Annotated in this window: 15 protein-coding genes and 7 tRNA genes; 7 read left to right on the top strand and 15 right to left on the bottom strand. The window is 42.1% G+C overall.

All coding sequences use genetic code 11. From position 1 onward, the window contains the following. Window positions 1-34: 34 nt before the first annotated feature. Together thiE and FTV18_RS02420 are read right to left on the bottom strand one after the other, a co-directional pair. Complete coding sequence (gene thiE / locus FTV18_RS02425) at window positions 35-655, bottom strand: thiamine phosphate synthase (protein ID WP_004786336.1); 621 nt, start codon at window positions 653-655, stop codon at window positions 35-37. 835 nt (window positions 656-1490) lie between these two features. Beyond that, window positions 1491-1874, bottom strand: a complete 384-nt coding sequence (locus FTV18_RS02420; protein ID WP_159123774.1) for a DUF962 domain-containing protein — start codon at window positions 1872-1874, stop codon at window positions 1491-1493. Window positions 1875-2207: 333 nt separating this feature from the next. Here FTV18_RS02420 and FTV18_RS02415 point away from each other — a divergent pair, with 333 nt between their 5' ends. Both FTV18_RS02415 and FTV18_RS02410 read left to right on the top strand, forming a co-directional pair. Next, entirely contained in the window at window positions 2208-3665 is a 1458-nt protein-coding gene (locus FTV18_RS02415) for an inorganic triphosphatase (protein WP_166138638.1), read from the top strand. A gap of 120 nt (window positions 3666-3785) precedes the next feature. Next, complete coding sequence (locus FTV18_RS02410; protein ID WP_180016649.1) at window positions 3786-5237, top strand: CYTH and CHAD domain-containing protein; 1452 nt, start codon at window positions 3786-3788, stop codon at window positions 5235-5237. A 22-nt stretch (window positions 5238-5259) separates the two neighbouring features. Here FTV18_RS02410 and FTV18_RS02405 read toward each other — a convergent pair whose 3' ends face one another. Next, a complete protein-coding gene (locus FTV18_RS02405) occupies window positions 5260-5892 on the bottom strand; it encodes a hypothetical protein (RefSeq protein ID WP_004786345.1) in 633 nt (210 codons plus the stop codon). A 111-nt stretch (window positions 5893-6003) separates the two neighbouring features. Between FTV18_RS02405 and FTV18_RS02400 the strand changes: the two genes are divergently transcribed. After that, on the top strand, window positions 6004-6399 hold the full coding sequence (locus FTV18_RS02400) for a DUF3144 domain-containing protein (protein WP_004786347.1): 396 nt from the start codon (window positions 6004-6006) through the stop codon (window positions 6397-6399). Window positions 6400-6506: 107 nt separating this feature from the next. Beyond that, the gene (locus FTV18_RS02395; protein WP_180016650.1) at window positions 6507-7571 is read left to right on the top strand and encodes an amidohydrolase; all 1065 of its coding nucleotides are present in this window, start codon (window positions 6507-6509) and stop codon (window positions 7569-7571) included. 215 nt (window positions 7572-7786) lie between these two features. Here the strand turns inward: FTV18_RS02395 and FTV18_RS02390 are convergent, their stop codons facing one another. Both FTV18_RS02390 and FTV18_RS02385 read right to left on the bottom strand, forming a co-directional pair. Continuing rightward, window positions 7787-10552, bottom strand: a complete 2766-nt coding sequence (locus FTV18_RS02390; RefSeq protein WP_180016651.1) for a pitrilysin family protein — start codon at window positions 10550-10552, stop codon at window positions 7787-7789. Between the two features lie 141 nt (window positions 10553-10693). Continuing rightward, window positions 10694-11515: a PhzF family phenazine biosynthesis protein gene (locus FTV18_RS02385; RefSeq protein ID WP_180016652.1), complete on the bottom strand. Its 822-nt coding sequence runs from the start codon at window positions 11513-11515 to the stop codon at window positions 10694-10696. A 116-nt stretch (window positions 11516-11631) separates the two neighbouring features. On the opposite strand from FTV18_RS02385, the gene FTV18_RS02380 reads away from it, so the two are divergent. Both FTV18_RS02380 and gloB read left to right on the top strand, forming a co-directional pair. Then, the gene (locus FTV18_RS02380) at window positions 11632-12216 is read left to right on the top strand and encodes a flavin reductase family protein (protein WP_180016653.1); all 585 of its coding nucleotides are present in this window, start codon (window positions 11632-11634) and stop codon (window positions 12214-12216) included. A 120-nt stretch (window positions 12217-12336) separates the two neighbouring features. Further along, on the top strand, window positions 12337-13071 hold the full coding sequence (gloB, locus tag FTV18_RS02375) for a hydroxyacylglutathione hydrolase (protein ID WP_180016654.1): 735 nt from the start codon (window positions 12337-12339) through the stop codon (window positions 13069-13071). 12 nt (window positions 13072-13083) lie between these two features. Here the strand turns inward: gloB and FTV18_RS02370 are convergent, their stop codons facing one another. Beyond that, complete coding sequence (locus tag FTV18_RS02370) at window positions 13084-13356, bottom strand: hypothetical protein (protein WP_004786360.1); 273 nt, start codon at window positions 13354-13356, stop codon at window positions 13084-13086. A 417-nt stretch (window positions 13357-13773) separates the two neighbouring features. Here FTV18_RS02370 and FTV18_RS02365 point away from each other — a divergent pair, with 417 nt between their 5' ends. Beyond that, window positions 13774-13977, top strand: a complete 204-nt coding sequence (locus FTV18_RS02365) for a hypothetical protein (RefSeq protein WP_004786362.1) — start codon at window positions 13774-13776, stop codon at window positions 13975-13977. A gap of 145 nt (window positions 13978-14122) precedes the next feature. On the opposite strand, the gene FTV18_RS02360 is transcribed toward FTV18_RS02365, so the two are convergent. The 9 genes from FTV18_RS02360 to FTV18_RS02320 all read right to left on the bottom strand — a co-directional run bounded on the left by FTV18_RS02360 (window position 14123) and on the right by FTV18_RS02320 (window position 18005). Further along, window positions 14123-14207 (bottom strand) — tRNA-Leu (locus tag FTV18_RS02360). Window positions 14208-14247: 40 nt separating this feature from the next. Continuing rightward, window positions 14248-14321, bottom strand: a tRNA-Trp gene (locus FTV18_RS02355). A 33-nt stretch (window positions 14322-14354) separates the two neighbouring features. Next, a tRNA-Leu gene (locus FTV18_RS02350) sits at window positions 14355-14439 on the bottom strand. Window positions 14440-14791: 352 nt separating this feature from the next. Next, window positions 14792-14877 (bottom strand) — tRNA-Leu (locus FTV18_RS02345). A 384-nt stretch (window positions 14878-15261) separates the two neighbouring features. Then, a tRNA-Leu gene (locus FTV18_RS02340) sits at window positions 15262-15346 on the bottom strand. Between the two features lie 40 nt (window positions 15347-15386). Next, window positions 15387-15460: transfer RNA gene (locus FTV18_RS02335), tRNA-Trp, on the bottom strand. Window positions 15461-15493: 33 nt separating this feature from the next. Continuing rightward, a tRNA-Leu gene (locus FTV18_RS02330) sits at window positions 15494-15578 on the bottom strand. A gap of 107 nt (window positions 15579-15685) precedes the next feature. Continuing rightward, the gene (locus tag FTV18_RS02325) at window positions 15686-16534 is read right to left on the bottom strand and encodes a protein kinase (RefSeq protein ID WP_180016655.1); all 849 of its coding nucleotides are present in this window, start codon (window positions 16532-16534) and stop codon (window positions 15686-15688) included. Further along, window positions 16497-18005 (bottom strand): DUF3336 domain-containing protein, encoded by a 1509-nt coding sequence (locus tag FTV18_RS02320; RefSeq protein WP_180016656.1) that lies wholly within the window; start codon window positions 18003-18005, stop codon window positions 16497-16499. Before FTV18_RS02320 ends, FTV18_RS02325 begins: the two co-directional genes overlap by 38 nt. Window positions 18006-18052: the final 47 nt, after the last annotated feature.

Here is an 18052-nt window from a genome sequence, read left to right as displayed (position 1 = left end):
TCACTCAACTCAAAAATACAATAAGAAATAAAAATTAAGCTTGTTCAGCAAATAGTTCCGACCAGTCATATACACGTTGACCGACAGTCGACATTGAGCGACCTAAGACATCACTAATAACTGCACAAAGATCTGCACCGGCTTCAATGACTTCTTTGCCGTTTTCCACCGTCAAACCGCCAATAGCGCAAATCGGTACATTTAATTTACTTTTGGCTTGTTTTAAGGTTTCCAGACCAATATTACCTGCTTCTGGCTTGGTATCAGTCGCATAGATCGCGCCAAAGGCTACATAATTAGCCCCATCAGCAATGGCTTGTTCAGCAAGCTCAAGTGAGTTATTACAACTGCGGCCAATCAATACATTTTTAGGCAAACGCTCAACAGCTTCCTGGATTGAACCATCATCCTGACCCAAATGCACGCCTACGCCATATTTTACTGCAGTTTCCAAATCGTCATTAATCACAAATGGAACTTTATACTGTTCACACATTTGTTTCATATATTCGATTTCGTAAGCCTGATCTTCTTTCGCTACTTTTTTACGACGATACTGAAGTACCGCAACTTCATAAGTCGCCATTGCACCTTCAAGTTTCGCCAGAAGAAGCTCAATAGGATCATCATTGGTAATTAAATATAAACCGCGCATGACTGCCGCCATTCAAAATACATACGCTATTATAGGCATAAATGGGCGAGTTTCCCCATCCTAAACACTGAATAATACCCGATTCAGGTATTAGATTATTATTTGTACTTTTTATACAGGTGATTGATCAATATCCCTATTTTCAGTGATAGGCGGCTGCCAGAATTTACGTTTTAATGGTTTTATAACAATAATAATAAAGTGTTAATGCTTACGCCCTCCGACAAACGCTTTTAGGATTTTGCAGATAACTTAGTGGAGAAGTTGCAAAATTCTGAAAGCGATTTTTTTATGTCCGGATTTTACGATTCCTGTGTATAAAATTGCTTGAATACCATTAATCACAAAACTTAAAGAAAACTTCAAAATACCCAATTTCAGGGATAGGTCTACATGCATTAAAGGATTTAAATAAGTTCGAACACAACACATAAATAGAAAAGCAAAAGCTGTGTTTTATCTACCAGATCCTTTCTAGCTTTGGGTAAACCGTTTATGGGGAGACGTGTCAAAGCTAGAAAGGATCGACCCATCTAAGCAGAACTGACCATCTTATCTCTCAAACTTGGTTCATTCATCTCGTGAATATTTTCTAAATCATTCAGATAAATTAAAAATACGTCAATGCAGATCTTTCTATTTTTTTAAATATAAAAAAAGCCCGGAGAAGGTCGCTCCAGGCTTGGAAAACTGATTTATTCAGTGAATTATACTCTTTGATAAAATACTGAATAAGCAATAAAACAATTAATAGAATAATAACTCTACACTTGCAAGTGTTTTTATCGTTTTTATTGCAATACTTAAGCATAAATCCGATAAAACGTCATAAGCCCTAACTTGGAATTTTGTCGTGCTTACGATCGACCAGGCTCAGGTTACCACGTAATACATCGGCAAACATACGCCAGTCTGAAATAAAACTGTATAGCGGCTGTTTAAAGCTGGCCGGTTTATTCTTTTCAAAAATGAAATGACCAATCCAGGCACAGGCATAACCTGAGAGTAGTCCATAGGCCAGATATTTAGCTTTACGCTGATGAAGGGCTTTGCTAAAAAAATATAAACCGATACTGCTGCCTGCGACATGCAAACGGCGGCTCATAATATGGCGATGCTCGGTTAGATAAAACCGGTAAAACTCATGATAGTCATGAATCGGCATTTGTGGAGAAGTCAGTTCTGCAATCTCATTGCTCGGCTGCACTTGTGCATTCATTATCATCATCCTGATCTTTTTTCTTCACCTTAGCGCATAATTTAGGCAATTAAAAGTACCTTTATTTTCATGTAATTCTGTACCTGAATTTGGCTTAGATATTGAATTGTCATGCTTTCAGTAGAAACCAGCGAATGAGATCAGCATTTTAATTTTTCCATTTCCATTTTTTTCAATCGGTCAAGTCTTACATCAGATTGGTTTTTCGTTACAATCAGCCGCTCAAAAGTCTAAAAAATATTTCCGTTTCATATCGGAATTTCATGCAAGCGAATAAAAATTCAATTTATTTTTTAATATTTTTCAATAAATTGAATAGACAGGATGATTATCATGGTTGAAGTTGAACTCAAGTTCCAGATTCCCGCGGCACGCCGTACTGCCCTGCTTAAGGCACTTGATCCCAAGAAATCTCAACAGATCCTGCTTCAAGCCAAATACTATGATACTGCAGACCGTCAACTGGCCCAGCATGGAATTGCCCTACGCCAACGATTAGAAGGCAGTCGTTGGGTTCAGACGTTAAAAGCGGCAGGCAAAAGCCACATTGAACGTTTCGAGCATAATCATGATCTGGGTGAATTAGAATATTCTCCTGAGCTGGACCTGAGTATTTACCAGCAGTCTGCTGAAGCGCAAACCTTGCTTAATCGTGCTTTAGGTGATCAGTTTGACCAGCTGCAATTGCAGTTTGAAACCGATATTGCCCGTACCTTGCGCGTGATTGAATATGAAAACACATCAATCGAAGTCAGCCTGGATATCGGCTGTATTCGCACGCCTCATGCTGAACAGGAAGTGCATGAAGTTGAATTCGAGTTAAAGCATGGTTCAATTCAGGATTTGCTGGCCTTTAGTTTTGAATGGGTCAAAAAATATCAGCTGTGGCTGGATGTACGTAGTAAGGCTGAAATTGGGAATTTGTTAGCGACTCATCAGAATGTAAGTCCCGCTACTTTTGCCAAAGAATTCCAGATCAGCAAAAAAGATAGTGCAGGCAAAAACCTGTGTCATCTGGTGGCCCAGCAAATGCAGCACCTGTTGCCCAATATTGCGGCAATCTCCGCGCAAGTGGCAGAGCAGGAACATATTGATCAGGCACAACAGGCCTTGGATCATCTCTATCTGACCCTACTTTTGTTTAAAGATTGGCATACTCAGGTTTCAGACAAATGGGCTCATCAGCTGTCTGCCTTTAAACAGCAGTTTGAACATCTGCAACATTTACAGCACATGCAGAACACTCTGGCTGGCTTCCTGCAAAATCCTACAACCGCAGAGAACCTGACTAAAGATATTCTCTATGCCAAAGAGAAGCTGGGCAATCTGGTGAAATCCACCCAAAATGTGCATCACTATCTGGAATTGCTGATCTTCAGCTTAAGTACAGATGAAGCAAAACCGTTGGAATTAAAATTTGCAGCGCAAACTACCTTGCAGCAACAATACAAAGTCTTGCAGGAACAGATGAACCAGACTGATATTACCAATTTTGAGAGTCTGGATCAGCTAGCAATTCGCATTCAGGAATTAAAATTCAGCTTCCCAATTTTGACCACGATTTATGATGTCAAAAACCTGCAAAAATACAGCAAGGCACTCAATGATGCGCAGCAAGCAGCAAATGAATATCAGACGCTGGCCTCTTCTGCAGCCTATATTCAACAGACCGAGCTGGAAGCCAGTGACTGGTTTGTGTTGGGTTGGCTGACTGCCAAGCAGGAAGTCTATGCGCAGCGCTTACTGGAAGCGACAGAACAGTTTCTGGTCAGCCGCAAATTTCTTAAATAAGTATTTAACTGACTTTCAAAGCACGCTACGGCGTGCTTTTTGTTGCACAAGCACATCACAATACTTTTGTTGTTTGGTCTATATTGATTGTTATGAGCTTCATCGAGAAGGAATGGCCCGATGGCAGAAATCGAACTCAAATTCCAGATTCCGCAAAGTATACGTCACCAATTCGAACAAGATTTTCAGCAGTACGGGCCAACTCGACATCATTTATGTGCCAAATACTTTGATACTGCCGATCAGCAGTTACAGCAGCACAAAATTGCACTCCGGCAGCGTCTGGAAGATCAGCAATGGTTTCAGACCTTAAAAGCACCGAGCCAGCATCAATTTGAACGCTTTGAGCTGGAAGAAAGACTGGATACCGCACCGGACAACTGTGATTTAAAAGCTTATGCCAAGCATAAACAGGCTCGGAAGATTCTAAAACAGGCACTTCACACCCTAGATACGTCTCTGACTCTACAATTTGAAACTGATGTAGAGCGGGATCTCTGGATTGAAAATTACCGAGGAAGTCAGATTGAAATTGCACTGGATAGAGGTGAGATTCGTTCTAATGGCCAGACCTTGGATATTTATGAAGTTGAATTTGAGCTCAAAAGTGGCAAACTTGATGACTTAATTGATTTTGTTAAACCCTGGATTCAACGTTATCAGTTATGGCTGGATGTACGCAGCAAATCTGAACGTGGTTATGCTCTGCTGAATAATAAAACTGATCTTCCGGTCCAGCATCAGACAACCTTAGAGCTCGCAGCTAAAGACGATATTCATCATATCTTGCAAAAAATTATCACCAACTGTCTGACGCACCTGTTTCCCAATGCGACGGCGATTGCGCTAGAGAATTACAATAGTGACCATGTGCACCAGGCCCGCGTCGCTATCCGGCGTTTACGCAGTGCCTTAAAAATCTTCCAGCCCTATCATCAGGATTTGCCAGAGGAATGGCAGGATCAGTTACGCAATATCTTCCAGCAATTAGGCTCTACTCGGGATCGCGATGCTTTAGCTGAAAGTCTGCTTCCTCAGCTAGAAGCTGCGGGTTCACCAGTATTGCAGTTGCCTCCAGCCCAACAGGATCAGGCAGATATTAGCCAATTATTCAGAAAGCCAGCTACGATGGAGCTGATACTGGAGCTACTACAATTTAGTCAGGATCAGAGTGCAAACCAGCAAAAGTCCTCGCATAAAATCCTGTGTAAAGGACTCAGCAAACTGCATCAGAAAGTCTGTGCAGATGCAGAGAATTATCAGGAACTGGATATTGAATCACGCCACCGAACCCGCAAGCGGGTTAAACGCTTGCGTTATAATGTGGAATTTCTGCAAAGCCTGTTTCCGGAAAAGGAAATCAAAAGATATCTGAAAGCGTTAAAGCCCTTACAGGAGACTTTAGGTCATTATAATGACCTGTTTGTCGCAGAAAGCCTGTATAGGCCTTATGCCAAAAAACATTCCAAGGCATGGTTTGTCATCGGCTGGCTCACCGCAGAACAGCAGCATCTGTCGGAACAGGCTGCCGAGCAGTTACAAAAATTTTCTCACACCCAGCCATTCTGGTAAGAGATAAATAGACAAAATTGCTCTAGCGATATTTTCCATATACTTTCCAGGTATTGTTATCAGCTAATGGATCGCTATAACTATCGCTGCGCTGCTTACGCGGCTTATCACGGGCATCAACCAGTTCAAAATGTGGTTCGACACTGAGGACGATGCCATTCACATAGAACCGAGTCCGGGTGTATTCACTTTGACCATGCTGGAATACATAAGTACGCAGATCTACAAATTCACGATGTGCCACAAGTGCCGCTGTCTCATCACTGTCTAGCCAGCGTTGCATGGCCTGAATCTGTTCCGGTTCAAATTGCCCACATTTTTCAATCAGGCTGGCAATGCCACGAAAAGTTTTGGATTCTTTGGCACGGGTTTTATTAATCCGGATGCGGTCCACATGAAAATAGAATAAAGGCAGATTCAAATGGCTTGGCAAATGAATCGCATCCAGAACTTCATCTTCCATAAAAGGCTGAAACAGGTCTTGTGCCCTTTCAATCAGACCCAGCCATTGCTTGTAATATTCTTCGACCTGCGACTTGGTGCCATAATAAATTGGCAATCCTTCCACATTGGCCAGATTTGCTGGTGGCCAGATATTCTGGCGTAATAAGGCAATATCACTTTTCAGACTCTGTACAGCAATTGCATCTTGCATGAGATTTACATTTTTATTGCTTAGGCTATTTTTTAGATTAAGGCAAAGGTTTAGTTTCTGCAAGGCTTTGCCTATAATTAGTGATTAAGATTTTATTATCAGGAAAAATTCATGGTTCAAAAGATTGAAGCAACCGATGTAACCGAAGAAGAAGCGTTAAATGCTGCATTCTTTGAACGTGCTGATGAATTTATTAAACAGGCCAACGAATTTAGCCGTGTAGAAAAAGGCTCTCAGGAAAACCCGGCAGAAAAACGTGGTCAAGTCAGCGCTGCAATGCTGTTTGGTACTGCCCGCTTTAATACCTGGGTCGCTGCCAACAATTTCAAAGATGGCAACGAGATGCGCGACGCTAAAGATCAGGTCATGTCTTATATCTTGCAGCAATTTCAGATGATGCTGGAAGATAACTACGATGAATACTGTGAGCAGTTTGAGAACTATTTACGTTTCCGTCGTAATGAAGAGTTTCATGCCAACAAGCATCAACACGACCACGATCATTAATGAAAGCCCTACGGGGCTTTTTTTAAATCTTTGATTTTTAATTTGACTTTAATACTGGATTCATCCTATAAAAAATGAATAAAAATTAAACGATGACCAAAAATATCATGCAACAACTGCCCTTTCCGATTATAGATCCGCATATTCATCAATGGGACCCTTATACCACACCGCATGCCGCAGCCTCAGCCGTAAAATTATTTGGCAAACATCCCAAACTGCTGAACAAAATGGTGCGACTGATCAAGCCCAAAGCGGTGATCGATACCATTGGTCTGACCGAACATCTGACCGCGCCTTACCTACCTGAAAATTATAAACGTGACATCGGTCATTATCAGGTGGAACAGATTGTTCATATAGAAGCAAGCTGGCATGAGCATAAAGGTACTGGCGTGGTTAATGAAACCAGGTTTATTGCCGGGCTGCCTTTTGCTGAACAGAATATTCAGCTAGGCGGCATTGTGGCTACAGCTGATCTTCGTCAAAAAAACTTTAAACAGCTGCTGCAATTACATCAGGAAGTTTCGCCTAAATTACGTGGTATTCGTAAAATGGCATCGTTCCATGCCGATAAAGGCATTCATGCTTGGACCGATGAACCGCATTTATACTGCAATAAGAAATTTCTGAAAGGATTTGAGGAATTAGCCAAAGCCAATTTAAGTTTTGATGCCTGGGTTTATTCTACCCAAATTTCTGATGTGGCCCATCTGGCCAAAACATTTCCTGAAACGCCGATTGTGCTGGATCACTTGGGCACACCTGCCGGCATCTTTGGGAAAGTCGGTAAAGCAACAGGACAAACAGCACAGCAGCGAGACTATATTTTTCAGACCTGGAAAGAAGACCTGGCTGAACTGGCAAAATGCCCAAATGTGTATAGCAAAATTTCCGGTCTGTTTATGCCTGTACTCGGTCATCGTTTTCATTTAGAGCGAAAACTGGCAAAAAAAGATGAACTGATTCAGCTCGCGGCTCCATTGATCCAGCATGCCCTACAATGCTTCGCTAAAGATCGCATCATGTTTGCTTCTAATTTCCCGATGGATCGTGTCAGCACAGATCTGGTCACCATCATTGATGCCTTTAGCGATATTGTGCAGAGCTATGACGAACATGCTATAAAGCCGGTTTTTTATGAGAATGCCAAACGCTTTTATCGCCTATAGATACGTGGAAACGTCATCCGTAACTGGTTGAGGTAGGACTACATCATAAGAGGATTGTTTCTACAATAAATTTATTTCGTGAAGGTGGTGGACGAGTTTTGCGGATGACAAATGGTTTTGGCTACTTTTGCCGAAGCAAAAGTAGCCATATAGACATCTAAACATTTATTTAAAATGAAAAGAGACCGTCATAGACTTATAAAAAATTACAGAGTTTATTTCACTTCTTTCCCATACTGATCCGCCATGACTTCGACCAGTTGATCCGGTTTAACATATTTTTTGATAACGGCATCGACATCTGCCTTGGTCAGCTTGGCAATCGCCTGATCACGTTTCTCCCGATAGATCAGATTACGATCTTTTTCCAGTTGTGGAATCAGCATGCTGTGAATACGGCGATCATCTTCTAGTGCAGTGACGCGCTGTTTCAAAATCGTGGCTTTCGCTGCTTCAACTTCCTGCTCGGTTACCCCTTTGGCCAGAAGCTCATTCAATACCTTATGCACCGCTTGTGACACCTGTGCTGATCGGCCAGGCGTATAATTCGCCTGAATGCCTAATGCGCCTGAATCAATCCATTCATCATACTGAGCATTGGCACTGAAGCCATAAACCAGCGCATTTTTCTCACGCAGTTCCTGTGCTAAACGTGAAGACAACTGAGAATCACCCAGAATATGCCGGAAGACCAGCATGGCTGGTAAATCTATATGTTCTGCACCGACAGGGAATGTCATGACAGCCTGATAATGACCGAACTCGCGCTGTTCAGACAACGCATGGATTTTCTGTGCCGGATAAACTGTATATTGACCACTTAAGCGCTCATAAGGCTGCTTCGCTTTCCAGCTCGCAAAGTTATTTTTGAGGACTTCGCTCACGGACTTCGGATTAAATTCCCCTGTCACTGCGATCTGGGCATGATGCGTATTAAAGAACTGCTGATATAACGCTACGACATGTTCACGAGTAGCAGCCTGAATCTGTTTTTTCGCCAGTTCAGGTTCAAAATGATAGCGGAGGTCACCCGGCTGATAAATCTCGGTCGCGCGAGACATGGTCAGGCCGGCCACCATATTGGGCTCAGTATAAGGACGGTCTAACGCAGACAGGCTTTGTCCTTTAAACAGGTCAAACTGGCTCTGCTCAAAGGCCGGTTTATTGAGCACATCCAGCACATACTGGAAAAATTCCTCAAACTTCTCTTTTTTGGCACTGATCTGAATGCTCATGCCATTTTCAGAGGAACTGGCCGTGGCTGAACCACCGGACTCAATAATTTTATCGGCAATCTGTTGCAAGCTTTGGGTTTCAGAAGAACGCAGCAGTAAGTAAGCTGTCAGATCCAGAATCTCGCCTTTATTGAACAAACTTTGTTCCGTACCAAAGTTAAGTGCAATAGTGGCATAAACTTTGTCATCCTGAGTCTGAGTCGGGAATAAAGCGTATTTAATGCCATTCTTCAGTTTGCCACGCTGAATCTGTTTGTCCTTAGCCTGTAAATATTGCTTGGACTGCGCCACATACTGCTTTACTTCTGCCTGATAGACACTGACATCTTTCAGCGGTTCTGCTGCTTCAGCCTGCTGGTCCAGAGTTTGAGCCGGTACTTCAGTCTGGGGCAACTCCTGTGCTTTTTTCTGATCTTCTGGTGTCGGCAAGATATTGCCAGAAATACGATATTCTGGCTTAAAGAATGCCTTATACACCTGATTGATCTGATTGACATCCAGCTTTTCTATGGCTTGCAGATCTTTGAAATACTGGCTCCAGTCACCTGAATAAGCCACTACATATTCACTTAAACGCGAACCTAAAGCGGTTGCGCTATTTTTAACATTGTCCGCCTGGTTTCGGGTTAGACTTTTAGCCCGGTTTAATTCGGTTTCGTTAAATGGCTGGCTCTGCTCTACACCCTGAATCAAACCCTGCTCAACCTGCTTGACTTGATGATTTGGCGCATAGATGGCACCCATAAACACCAGATTAAAATCTTTATCCAGCCAGGTCATAGACTGCACCGTAGTAGTTTTACCCGTCTCGACCAGACTCTGATACAGGTGTCCGCTAGGTTGCAATGTATATAAGATTGGAGACATGGCCAGCGTGGTTTTAATACTTTCTTCTGACTGGTTCAGATAAATATTAAATTTGGCCAGATCACTACCCTTTTGCACGGTAAATTCACGTTGTTTGATCTGTTCAGGTTTTAGCGCAGGCACTTTCACCGCTTCAGGCACTTTGCGGGACTGAATCGGACTGAAATGGGTATCAATCTGCTTCAGCACTTCTGCCTTATTAAACTTGCCTGAAATAATCATCAAAGCATTATTCGGTGCATACCAATGACGATAAAACTGGTTCAGCTCCTGCATCTTGATCGATTGCAGTTCGTTCAAGTCACCAATCGGTAATCGCCCCAGATACTGATTGCCATAAGCTGATTTAAATACCTGATCCATCAGTACGGAAAATGGCTGATCCAGACGGATTTCACGCTCACGTTTCACGATGTCAATTTCAGTCGGCACATACTTTTCTTGCAGGACCAGCTTATCCATGCGTTCCGCTTCAAGGAAAATCACTTCATTAACCGCAGTCTGCTCAGGACGAATCACATTGGTATATTTGGTTGAGTAATAGTCGGTACTGGCATTGGTCATTAAGGTATATTGATCCAGACGGCGCTGAAACTCATCTCCCTTCACATTTTCCGTGCCTTTAAACGCCAGATGTTCAAGCAGATGCGCTAGACCACCTTTACCTTGAGGATCATTCAGTGAACCGGTCAGATAGACCGTATTCATAAACACTTTATTTTCTTTATCATTGGGCGCAAGAATAATTCTTAAGCCATTTTCCAGTCGATATTCTTCGATATTCTGTTCTGTTCTCACCAATACCGGCTGTGCAAAACTGGCCGCTGTCCAGCCAGATAATAAAATCGCCAAGCTTAAACGTTTAAAGCGTATTTGCATTGTTCATCCAAATTTTTAAGTGTGAATTTTTATTTACAGTCACTTTGATCTTAGAGAAAAGTCTTTATTATGAATAGTCTATTTTATGAGAAGCCAAATAAAATACCGCGCAATTTCACGGTATTTTATTGAGTATGCTAGCTAAATATAAAGTTCGGCCAGCATAAACAGTTTGGCATAACCTGAAATCTCAATGCGGCCTTGTTCTTTTAATGCGCAATACAATACACCGCCACGCTGAGAGGCCTGATAAGCCACCAGTTCAGTTTTATTTAATTTCTCCGCCCAGATCGGTGCAATCCCGGTATGAATTGAACCGGTGACCGGATCTTCATTAATCCCGTTACTCGGTGCAAAATAACGTGATATGCAATCATATTGGGTATCACCAGCGGTAATCGCGACATCCAGTAATGGACCCGCCGCTGTAATCGCGGTTCTTTTTCCATTCAGCTGCTTCAGCAATTCAATATTGGGTTGCTCATCCAGCACATCTTCTACTGATTCATATTCAATAATATAACCTTGTGTATTCAGATAAACGTTTTTAAAAGGTTTCGTCAGGGCCTGTCTTAAGGCTTCCGGATAATCTGTGATGAGTTCAGGCTGACGGATCGGGAAATTCATCCGGATTTTGCCATCTTCATCCTGGCATACTGTAAAAATGCCCAGATCTTTGACATGAAAATAAATGGTTTTTGCAGAGCTAAAGTCCTTGAATAATACAAAGCTGCTGGCCAATGTGGCATGTCCACAAAAATCCACTTCTTTGGTCGGTGTAAACCAGCGAATTTCATAATTTTCTGCATCCAGTACTTTGACAAAAGCGGTCTCAGACAGATTATTTTCCAAGGCAATATTCTGCATCAGGTGATCATCCAGCCAAGCATCCTGCACGATGACTGCAGCAGGATTGCCCTTAAATAGGGCCGTCGTAAAAGCATCCACCTGGTACATTTTCATTTTCTTTACTCCTGTATGTAGGTGTTTAGTTTAAAAGCTTTTTTCCAGAAGGGGAATTTTATATGCTGTGAATCAGATGATTTATTTTTCTCCCATTTCACTCATTAAGGTTCTTTATGAACAATTCACATATTCAAACTGTACCTTTAGAAAAAGCCTATCGCCTGATTACACATGGCCCCACTGTGTTAGTGTCTGCCAATGATGGGCAAGACACTGATGTCATGGCCGCTGCCTGGGCATGTGCACTCGAATTTAGTCCAGCAAAAGTCACCGTAGTGCTGGATAAAAGCACCAAGACCCGAAAAATAATTGAAAATTCAGGCTACTTTGCCCTGCAGATTCCCACCCTCAAACAGCTGGAAATGGTCTATAGCCTGGGAACATTGAGTCTGTACAATGCCCCAGACAAACTGGAGCAGTCCGGTGTGCAGTTATTCAAATTCGTAGATCAAGAGATCCCAGTTGTAGAAGGTTGTGCCGCCTGGATTTTATGTGAGCTGATTTCCGAGCCACATAACCAGCAAGCCCATGACCTGTTTATTGGTAAGGTCATTGCCGCTTATGCCGATGATCGGGTGTTCCGTGACGGGCACTGGTACTATCATGAAGTCAGCGAAGAATGGAAAAGTATTCATCATGTCGCTGGTGGCCACTTCTATACCATTGGCGAAGCTGTCGCAGTAAAAGATGCAGAATAAATAACTGATCTTTTTAAACAAATCATATAAAAAATTCTTGCAAACAGGCAGCTTTGACCACAGTCAGACTGCCTGAATTTATGCTACTTTATCCATAATATCTGTTTGGTCTGATGTCTTATGATGCCGTTTAAAATCCACTGTATTGATGTCAAAAACTCATTACAAAATTATATCTGGTTACTTGAACATACACCGACGCATCAGGTCGCGGTCATTGATCCCACTGAAGCGGTGCTAGTTCAAGATTATTGTACCGAACACGGGCTTGAGCTGAGTCAGATCTGGCTCACCCACTGGCATAAAGACCATATCGGGGGCGTTCCGGATTTAATTCAAAAGCAATCATTACCGGTATATGGCCCAAAAGCTGAGCTGGAAAAAATTCCGTTTATTAACCATCCACTTGAACATGACGACCAGTTCAGTTTTCATGGTGTTGAGGTAAAGATTATTGCCGTACCGGGTCATACCCTAGGCCATATCGTGTATTTCCTGGATGCCATTGATGTACTGTTCTGTGGCGATACCCTGTTTGCTATGGGCTGTGGGCGGGTATTTGAAGGCACTTATCAGCAGATGTACCACTCTCTGACTCGTCTGGCTGCCTTACCGCCACGTACCCAGGTTTATTGCACGCATGAATATACACTGTCGAATGCACAGTTTGCCAAACATGTTGAACCGGATAATCCAGCAATTCTGGAGCGTTTCGAACAGGTTGAGCGTATGCGCATGCTAGGACAATGCACCTTACCCAGTACTATTGCAGCAGAACTGGAAACCAATCCTTTTTTACGCGCAGACAGTGTCGAAGAGTTTCAACGTTTACGCGTGATAAAAGACTCGTTTTAAACTTATAGCTGCTTAGAGTAGCTGATGCTTCTGAGCATAGTCATCCAGTTCTTGCTGGGTGACCACTCGTACCGCATTCATTTCATCAATCCTGACCAGCAATAATCCACCCAAAGCAGGTTGATAACGGCGCGCACTGCCAAATGGCGTATAAGCCACCTTGGACTGTACCGAAAAATCCAGCCAGTCTTCATGACCCAGCATCACAGCAACAGGCTCCTGCCCTTGCTGCTGCATAAGTTCAATTTGCTGTTTGACGTACTGTTCAATATTTAATTCAGTCATCATTAATCTTATTTAAATTACATCAATTTCAGTATAAAGGATTGAGCCTAACACCATGACCTGAATACTCTGAGACTTTACTGGATTGTATATTTTTAAGCCTTACTCAAACTCTAAAACCTTAAACCACGCTAATTCCTAATTTAAAATGAATAACAAATAAACAATTATTGATTTAAATATTTGAATATTAATAACTATTCGAAAAATTATTTAGGCTTAAATTAAAATATTTAGTTACAACATCTTGAAAATAATAAAAAACATAGACTTAGATTAAAAACCTTATGTTTGGTCTATATTATCTTGTTCATTAAATCTGCAAATTCAATTAAATTAATTTAGATAAGGGTATTTGCCCTTTAAAACGAAAATTCTCACCCTTATCTATGATTTAACTGATGAAGGAGTTATCTCGTGAAAAAAGTGGTCAAAGCAAAAAACGTTCTCGCATTTAGACTTTGGTTAGAAAAATTGGGGTATTCGGTTCGCACCCTGGCAGACAATCGTGGTTTTAGTTTCAGTTTTAAAAAAGAATATGGTCTGGTGACTTGTGATCTTTCAGGTAATGCATTGGCCATGCAACTGGGTGAGGAGTTTGAAGATCATCTGAAAGCTTAAATTTAATTAATCAATGCACTCATGATTTACCCTTTTATTTGAGTAAAATTCTCTTATTCCTATAATCAGCCCATTTCGATGGGCTTTTTTTCGTTTATAAAATTTCAGGCAAAAAAAAACAAGGCATCAACCTTGTCTCTTTTGATGGTGGGGACGGAGAGACTCGAACTCTCACACCTCGCGGCGCTGGAACCTAAATCCAGTGCGTCTACCAATTTCGCCACGTCCCCATCAGGGTACCAACTTAGTGTTGGACTTTTTTTCAAACTTTGGCAGAGGATCAAGGATTCGAACCTTGACGAACGGTTTTGGAGACCGTCATGCTACCATTACACCAATCCTCTACTCGGCCATTTTACTCAATCTCTTGAGTAAATTGGTGGGGACGGAGAGACTCGAACTCTCACACCTCGCGGCGCTGGAACCTAAATCCAGTGCGTCTACCAATTTCGCCACGTCCCCGATGGCTGTGTATATTATAGAGATAGCAGGTCATTGACAAGTGATTTTACAAGCAATCACTGCCTATTCCGCTATAAATTAAACAGTTAATGCAATTTTTTTATTTTTTATAAGATTTAACAAGAAAACTCGGCCTTATGAGGTTTCTTTGCTACTGCTTTGAACTTAATCTCTAAGCTTGTCTAGCTCAGTCTCAGCAGATCAGACCTCTAGAACCTCACTTATCTTGATCAAGCATGTTGTTTAAACAATAAATGAATCCAATACAAAGAATAAAAAGCCGAGCCAATAAAAATGTCGCACTAAATTTCAGGCAAAAAAAAACAAGGCATTAACCTTGTTTCTTCATATATGGTGGGGATAGAGAGACTCGAACTCTCACGCCCAGAAGGCGCTGCGACCTGAACACAGTGCGTCTACCAATTCCGCCATATCCCCGTGGCTGTGTATATTATAGCGATCGCATCTGCTTGACAAGCGATTCTATGATCAACTCGGTGTTTTTATATCAAAAATTAATCAGTTAATTCTTTGATGATTAAATACTGGCTTATTTTTAATAAAACCGCTTAATTTCATTTCTCCAATTTAAAAAATCAAGTTATTTGAAAGAGTGCTGAATATTAATTTTAATAGTGTTTAGATCAGCCAATTGATTGGATATTTTAAAGGACTTCCCTCTTCTCACCTTCACTGATACTTAGTTTGAGTATTTAAAATCTACTCATCGAAAGTAAGCGAATAATGAAAATGAGATTAAAAGATGGCTCAGCCTTAAATTCCAGGCAAAAAAAAACAAGGCATCAACCTTGTCTCTTTTGATGGTGGGGACGGAGAGACTCGAACTCTCACACCTCGCGGCGCTGGAACCTAAATCCAGTGCGTCTACCAATTTCGCCACGTCCCCATCAGGGTACCAACTTAGTATTGGACTTTTTTTCAAACTTTGGCAGAGGATCAAGGATTCGAACCTTGACGAACGGTTTTGGAGACCGTCATGCTACCATTACACCAATCCTCTACTCGGCCATTTTACTCAATCTCTTGAGTAAATTGGTGGGGACGGAGAGACTCGAACTCTCACACCTCGCGGCGCTGGAACCTAAATCCAGTGCGTCTACCAATTTCGCCACGTCCCCGATGGCTGTGTATACTATAGGGATCAATTTCACCTGACAAGCTCTTTTTAAGAAAAAACCACTCGTTTGATTAAATAAAAAACAATATACAATTTATTGTATTTTTCTCATGCAATTTCAGTAAGTAAGGCCTGTTTTACGGCTTTGAAATCAGACAATCTATCCTGTGAGTGCTTTCGAAGCATATTTTGTAACAGGCTTTGCAAAGCTTGGAATTGTGTAGGTAGCTCAGGTTTAAAATGCTGACAATGCAATAATGCCCAATCTTGATAATCTGTCGCTTCTAGGCGCTGCCCTGTAAGCCATTCATAAAAAATGATACCCAGCGCATAAACTTCGCTCTGTAGCGACTTGGCTTGCCCTTGGAACAATTCGGGCGCCATATAACGAGGCGTTGCGTTCATTGCTTGGCTGGTAGTGTTGAGGAGCTGCACCTGCTCAAAATCGATCAAACAGACCCATTTCTGATAAATAACAAAATGCTCTCGTTTGAGATCAGCATACAGATACCCGAGTTCTTGTAAGCTTATCAACGGTTCTAATGCTCGTAGCATATGCTGACGAATTTCTTGAATCGAGAACAGCTTAGGACATATATCAAAATGTGCTGGCGCATTAGGTAAGATCAAAGCCTGATTGAAAAATTCATTCCTAATCTGAAATGGCTTTCGAATAATTTGATGCGGAAGCATGAAAGTCCGCCCTTCTTGCTCACCATAAGCTTCATAAAAGTCCAGCTCATGACTTAAGCCAGTTTGGGCATACCGAGAAATAGCCGTTGAATCAAGATTCTGGGTTTTTAACCAAAGTGCTGACGCGGTCTCCGGATTAACTTCTAGATAATAAAGACGGCGACCAAAACCCAGACTTCGGGCTTTGGTCTTAAGCTGGAAATCAAGCTGATGCAGTTTGGCGGGGTTAAGTAACAATATATTCTTGCTTGGTATCTGGTGCATGCTGGTAATTTAGCAGTTCCAGACAATGCTGAATAGTTTTACCTACCCGCTCCTGAGTTTCGATCAGGGAGATTTTTGGCCAGGTCGCCCGCTCACCTTCACGCTGCAACACCTTGAACAAATGCGGACGAGGATTTTGCAGCATATAGCTGTAATGACGCAGGCTATATTTACCGACGATATTTACATCACCATAATAACGTTGATCCACCACGCCATAACCATGATCCAGCAAACGGCGGATTGGCGGCAAACTGCCCGCATGCTCACGGGCAAAATCCATGATTCCTTTGGTAAATACCACACTCTGACGGCGTACAATGCGTTTCGGCCAGCTTAAAGTTCCTTTACGGAAGCGTGAAATATCATCCTGCATAAAAGGCACAATGTGCGGATTGGCCTGACTGGCAATGGTGTAATTGATATTGTACAGCCGCGCCATTTTCTCCTGCGGGAAATCACTACGGACACTGCCATCTACCCAGCGCGTTGCGCCCATATAAGGCGTATATTGCCCATCATGACGTTTACTGGTGAGACGTACCGGCGGGAACAGAATCGGCACGGCACAAGATGCCAGCACCGCACTCCAGACCAGTACATCTGGAGAGGTATAGGCATTCATGATCCGGGCATCCTGCGCAGCATCATAAGGTGCGACTGCAATATTGATATGTAGACCGGAAGTTTTTAGTGCTTCTTCAAAGGTCATATCTCCCAGGTTTTCAATCAGGAATTTTTTCAGGTATTTGACATCCGCCAGACCACCATTACCCTTCATTAATTCACTCATGGTACGGAAATGAAAAGCTTCATGGAAAAAGTTATGGCCTTTTAAAATATCTACATACTGCGCAGGTTTGGAAACGCCCAACATTGCGGTCATAATTGCACCAGCACTGGAACCCGACATCACTCGAGGTAACAAATCCTGTTCCATTAGCGCCTTACATACACCGGTATGAAATAAACCGAGTGTGGCACCGCCCGAGAACATTAAGGCTGGCTGACCATAAGCACGTTGGCAGTGCTCAAAATATTCAATTTTCTCTTCAAGAGTCAGACAGGTACATTGTGCAGAAGCAATATAAGCCAGGCCCAGACTGACTTCTTCTACATAATCCTCAATAATTTTTTTAGTACCGACATAAGTGACGGTAAACAATAAAGGATGGGCGATATTGGCAATATCATAACTCAGCCCTTCACGCAGGATATACATCAGGTCACGAGTGCGTTTCTGCTGACGGTAACGTTTTAATTTCCCCAGTCGATGCGCAATCACTTCAGCATCAAAATACGGTGAACTATTATCCAGTTTCCATTCTTGTGCCCCAGATTCTTCATCGATCTTTAAGGCAATATATTTCCATTCTTCGTAAGTTTCAGCCTGCTGCAATTGCTGCTTCAGCTTTTTGATACGATAGGCCTGATGTGGATTGATATCCTGAGTAAAATCTTTAAACAGCATCTGCCCTCTTCCCTATATTGTAATTTTCAGACATCCTGCAGCCATGA

Source organism: Acinetobacter sp. YH12241 (genome assembly GCF_013417535.1).
GTDB lineage: Bacteria > Pseudomonadota > Gammaproteobacteria > Pseudomonadales > Moraxellaceae > Acinetobacter.
This window is presented reverse-complemented; position numbering and strand designations above follow the sequence as displayed.

Coding starts and splice junctions, on each gene's coding strand:
- FTV18_RS02385 (WP_180016652.1), bottom strand. CDS start 11,515: ATGAAAATGTACCAGGTGGATGCTTTTACGACGGCCCTATTTAAGGGC.
- FTV18_RS02410 (WP_180016649.1), top strand. CDS start 3,786: ATGGCAGAAATCGAACTCAAATTCCAGATTCCGCAAAGTATACGTCAC.
- thiE (WP_004786336.1), bottom strand. CDS start 655: ATGCGCGGTTTATATTTAATTACCAATGATGATCCTATTGAGCTTCTT.
- FTV18_RS02325 (WP_180016655.1), bottom strand. CDS start 16,534: ATGCACCAGATACCAAGCAAGAATATATTGTTACTTAACCCCGCCAAA.
- FTV18_RS02320 (WP_180016656.1), bottom strand. CDS start 18,005: ATGCTGTTTAAAGATTTTACTCAGGATATCAATCCACATCAGGCCTAT.
- FTV18_RS02420 (WP_159123774.1), bottom strand. CDS start 1,874: ATGAATGCACAAGTGCAGCCGAGCAATGAGATTGCAGAACTGACTTCT.
- gloB (WP_180016654.1), top strand. CDS start 12,337: ATGATGCCGTTTAAAATCCACTGTATTGATGTCAAAAACTCATTACAA.
- FTV18_RS02405 (WP_004786345.1), bottom strand. CDS start 5,892: ATGCAAGATGCAATTGCTGTACAGAGTCTGAAAAGTGATATTGCCTTA.
- FTV18_RS02400 (WP_004786347.1), top strand. CDS start 6,004: ATGGTTCAAAAGATTGAAGCAACCGATGTAACCGAAGAAGAAGCGTTA.
- FTV18_RS02395 (WP_180016650.1), top strand. CDS start 6,507: ATGCAACAACTGCCCTTTCCGATTATAGATCCGCATATTCATCAATGG.
- FTV18_RS02370 (WP_004786360.1), bottom strand. CDS start 13,356: ATGACTGAATTAAATATTGAACAGTACGTCAAACAGCAAATTGAACTT.
- FTV18_RS02390 (WP_180016651.1), bottom strand. CDS start 10,552: ATGCAAATACGCTTTAAACGTTTAAGCTTGGCGATTTTATTATCTGGC.
- FTV18_RS02380 (WP_180016653.1), top strand. CDS start 11,632: ATGAACAATTCACATATTCAAACTGTACCTTTAGAAAAAGCCTATCGC.
- FTV18_RS02415 (WP_166138638.1), top strand. CDS start 2,208: ATGGTTGAAGTTGAACTCAAGTTCCAGATTCCCGCGGCACGCCGTACT.